This window comes from uncultured Kiloniella sp. (assembly GCF_937128705.1).
Taxonomy (GTDB): domain Bacteria; phylum Pseudomonadota; class Alphaproteobacteria; order Kiloniellales; family Kiloniellaceae; genus Kiloniella.
In genome coordinates this window covers 1-3,813 of record NZ_CAKZMP010000304.1, presented here as the reverse complement: position 1 = coordinate 3,813, position 3,813 = coordinate 1, and the positions used below count along the sequence as shown (strand labels likewise).

The 3,813-nt window shown below is 47.4% G+C and carries 3 protein-coding genes; 2 read left to right on the top strand and 1 reads right to left on the bottom strand.

The window, feature by feature from the left end; translation table 11 throughout:
- The coding region (locus Q0241_RS15170; RefSeq protein WP_299378961.1) for a molybdopterin-dependent oxidoreductase at positions 1 to 952 on the bottom strand (952 nt) is incomplete at its 3' end.
- A 303-nt stretch (positions 953 to 1,255) separates the two neighbouring features.
- On the opposite strand from Q0241_RS15170, the gene Q0241_RS15165 reads away from it, so the two are divergent.
- Together Q0241_RS15165 and Q0241_RS15160 are read left to right on the top strand one after the other, a co-directional pair.
- Complete coding sequence (locus Q0241_RS15165) at positions 1,256 to 3,271, top strand: ASKHA domain-containing protein (RefSeq protein WP_299378960.1); 2,016 nt, start codon at positions 1,256 to 1,258, stop codon at positions 3,269 to 3,271.
- Positions 3,272 to 3,595: 324 nt separating this feature from the next.
- Positions 3,596 to 3,775, top strand: coding sequence for a hypothetical protein (locus tag Q0241_RS15160; RefSeq protein WP_299378958.1), 180 nt, complete (start codon positions 3,596 to 3,598; stop codon positions 3,773 to 3,775).
- The last annotated feature ends 38 nt before the right edge of the window (positions 3,776 to 3,813 follow it).

Here is a 3,813-nt window from a genome sequence, read left to right as displayed (position 1 = left end):
CAGCGTTGTCGGCAAACTCTCGTGCCACAGTGATAATGTGTTCTTTAGAAACGCCCGTGATCTTCTCTGCCCACGCCGGTGTGTAAGGAACATTCTCGTCGTAAGACTTTGCACACGTGTCATCGCCTAGCCCCCGGTCTAGGCCGTAATTGGCAACGAACAGATCAAAGACCGTCGCGACGTACGCGTCGCCGTCAGCCAATTTCACCCTTCTCGCGGGCACAGAACGAACCAGGACGCTTTCATGGTCAGTACCCTCGAAGTGATCGTGCTCGCGATTGCCGAAATACGGAAAGGCAATTGGAAGAATTTCATCATGGCTCTCATCTAAGATGAGGCTCATTTCGAGCTCGACCTCTTTTCCCTTGCCGTCCTTTGGTTCCAGGTTCCATTTGCCTTCTTCGCCCCAGCGGAAACCAACTGAACCGTGAGGAACGACCACTTTCCTGGTTTTCTTGTCGATAGCGACGGTTTTCCATTCCGGATTATTCTTTTCACCAAGGGCACCCTTAAACTCGGATGCTCTGATCTGTCGGTCGGGAATGAATTGACCATCTTTTTCTACCAGCCGAACAAGCAACGGCATGTCAGTGTATTGACGGCAATAGTTCTCAAAATACTCGGCCTGTCGATCAAGATGGAATTCACGCAAGATGACATGGCCGAACGCCATGGCTAAAGCTGCATCGGTGCCTTGTTTGGGATGCAGCCACATGTCGGAAAACTTGGCTGCCTCGGAATAATCAGGAGAAACGACAACGGATTTAGCACCTTTGTATCTCGCCTCTGTATAGAAATGTGCGTCGGGGGTCCGTGTTTGCGGGACGTTCGACCCCCACAGCATTAGAAAGCCAGAATTGTACCAGTCAGCAGATTCTGGAACATCAGTTTGCTCCCCCCACGTCATTGGGGATGCCGGTGGCAAGTCACAATACCAGTCGTAAAATGACATGCATGTCCCGCCGAGCAGCGCCAAATACCGCGAGCCAGCCCCGGAAGGTCAGGTCAGTGCACGCGGTGAACGTCGCAACAGACGCAAACGGGCCTAAGTAGCTCCACCGAATAGTTGGTAGTTATAAAAGGTCCTCTTCATATCATTTACGAAGAGGACCTTTTTACCTTAAAAAACAATTTTCTTTGATATCGAACATGATTTTCCTGTTCCACACAAAGATCCTAAAATAAAAGCTCAGCCCCACGTGTCGCCAGCACGTATAATAACGCTAACAAGGGGCAAAAGTACGAGGAGAGATCCGTGGCTAAAAATGCACATATCGTATTTACCCCCTCTGGTCGACGTGGTGATTTTCCGATCGGAACGCCTGTCTTAACTGCCGCGCGCAGCCTGGGCGTTGATATTGATTCAGTCTGTGGTGGACGCGGAATTTGTGGACGCTGTCAGGTTCAAGCCGGCGAAGGGGAATTTGCAAAACACAAAATTGTAAGCTCTTGTTCCAACATGACCGGCTTTTCAAGTGTCGAAGAACGCTATGCCAGTAAAAAGGGAATGAAAGAAGGACGCCGATTATCATGCCAAGCTATGATCGAAGGCGATCTTCTAATTGATGTTCCAGCTGAAAGCCAAGTCCACAAACAGGTCGTACGTAAACGTGCTGATGTTCGTGAAATAGAAATCGATCCCCCCATTCGCCTGCATTATGTCGAAGTAGCCGAACCAGATATGCACCATCCGTCTGGCGACTTAGAACGCCTAGAGGATGCACTTGAAGCGCAATGGGGTCTCAAGGAATTACACTGTGAGCTTCGCACACTACAAACGCTACAACCTGCGTTAAGAAAAGGAAAATGGCAGGTAACTGTTGCGGTTGAGAACGAAAAAACAATCATCGCCGTTTGGCCCGGCTATAAAGAAAATGCATTTGGCATTGCCGTTGATTTGGGGTCAACCACTGTTGCGGCTCATCTGTGTGATTTACAAACAGGTAAAGTAACAGCGTCTTCCGGCATTATGAACCCTCAAATTCGTTTCGGGGAAGACCTTATGAGCCGCGTCTCATACGTCATGATGAACCCGGGCGGCGATAAGGAAATGACTGTAGCCGTTCGAGAGGCGCTTGATATTATCATCGGCGTGGTTGCAGATGAAGGTAAAATTGAACGGACCGATATTCTCAGCATGACCTTTGTGGGCAATCCCGTCATGCATCACCTTTTGCTGGGCATTGATCCAACCGAGCTTGGCGGAGCCCCCTTCGCCCTTACGTTGAATTCATCCATTAATCTATACGCCAAGGAACTTGGGCTGAACATAAGCCCGGATGGCCGTGTTTACATTCTTCCCTGTATCGCAGGCCATGTTGGTGCCGATACAGCGGGTGTTATTCTCTCCGAAGGTCCTCACCTTCAGGACGAGGTTACATTGATCTGCGATGTCGGCACCAATGCCGAGATCGTTCTTGGTAACAAAGACAGGTTGCTTGCTTGTTCTTCACCAACAGGCCCAGCCTTCGAAGGCGCGCAAATAACAAGCGGACAACGGGCAGCTCCCGGTGCGATAGAGCGCATAAGAATTAACCCTGAAACGCTGGAACCAAGATATAGGGTCATTGGCTGTGATCTCTGGTCTGATGAGGACGGCTTTGCCGAGCAAACCAAATCTACTGGTGTTACCGGTATCTGTGGCTCGGGCATCATTGAAGCTATCGGAGAAATGTTCCTCGCGGGTATTATTCAGACAGATGGCATCATTGATGGATCAAAGTCTGAAAAGTCTCCGCGTGTAAAATTTAACGGTAAAACCTATGACTACGTCATCAGTGAGAATGAACCTCTGATCACGGTAACCCAGACAGATGTCAGAGCTATTCAGCTGGCAAAGGCTGCTCTTTATGCCGGGGTTAAATTGCTTATGGAAAAACTGGACGTAGAAATTATCGACCGTATTCAGCTTGCTGGCGCTTTTGGCAGTCATATTGATGTTAAGTACGCCATGGTAATTGGCCTAATACCCGATTGCGATTTGGAACGTGTAAAATCAGCAGGTAATGCAGCAGGAACAGGTGCACGTATTGCCCTGCTCAATAAAGCGGCACGCAAAGAAATCGAAGATGTCGTTCGACGCGTTGAAAAAATTGAAACAGCGGTAGAACCCAAATTCCAGGAACACTTTGTCAATGCCATGGGAATGCCAAATACAGTCGACGAGTTTGTTAACCTAGCAAAGGTAGTTGAGCTTCCAGCACGAAAGGTTGGAGGACCATCGTCAGATGGTTCAGAAGAAGGCGGGCGCAGAAGAAGGCGCAGACGCTAAAACCTAACACCAATACTTTCGATTTTAAGTATAAGAGAAAGACTCAACCAAATAAAAGGGCGACTTTAGTTCGCCCTTTTTGTTATCTGTAATCTGGCTTTCAATAAATCGTAATCAAAAGGAAATCTAATCTTAAAGTCCATGCCGTAAATTGAATACCTGACACATTAAGAACACAAGAATTAACAATTATTAACAAATTAACTTTTCATTAACTATCAGATACTGTATACTCTAGGTATGAGTAGAGAATGTCACAGGCAAGACATCTATAATTTTCGTTTCGAATTATCCGTAATCGCGACGAAGTAAGGGAGGCAAGGAATGCCGTCAACAGAACAACTCGAAAACCGTCTTGCTGAGGATAACATCACACACCAGACTTTTGGGATAAGCAAACGTGCCTATGGTGGTGTTATTGCCTATCAGCTTGAAAAGCACGGATTTAAAGGCGCTCTAAAGATAATTAAAGAGCAAGTTCAGACAATGCAGACTACACACTAAGATCTGCTCTTATTTAGTGCCGTAAATATTGCTGAGCT

Coding starts and splice junctions, on each gene's coding strand:
- Q0241_RS15160 (WP_299378958.1), top strand. CDS start 3,596: ATGCCGTCAACAGAACAACTCGAAAACCGTCTTGCTGAGGATAACATC.